The 263-nt window shown below is 63.1% G+C and carries 1 protein-coding gene; it reads left to right on the top strand.

Annotation, left to right across the window (positions count from 1 at the left end):
• Nucleotides 1-263: MotA/TolQ/ExbB proton channel family protein (locus KZZ07_RS27055; protein ID WP_219520085.1), on the top strand; the 263-nt coding region annotated here is incomplete at both ends.

Raw genomic sequence — 263 nt, 5'->3', positions numbered from 1 at the left:
AACCCAGTACCTGAAGACCCGCGCACCGCTGTCGCGCAGCCTGTGGATCATCGAAACCATCACCACCGCCGCGCCGTTGCTGGGCCTGTTGGGCACCATCCTTGGCATCATCGACACCTTCAAGGCGCTGGCCAGTGCCGGCGTGTCCGACCCAGGCCAGATTTCCGGTGGCATCGGCACGGCCTTGTTCGCCACGGGTTTGGGTATCGCCATCGCACTGTTCTGCGTGGTGTTCCACAACTTCTTCAGGACAGCCTGGAGCG

It is taken from the genome of Mameliella sp. CS4 (assembly GCF_019392335.1).
Lineage (GTDB): Bacteria > Pseudomonadota > Alphaproteobacteria > Rhodobacterales > Rhodobacteraceae > Antarctobacter.
Note: the sequence above shows the minus strand (reverse complement) of the source record. Positions and strands in the feature narration are given on the sequence as shown.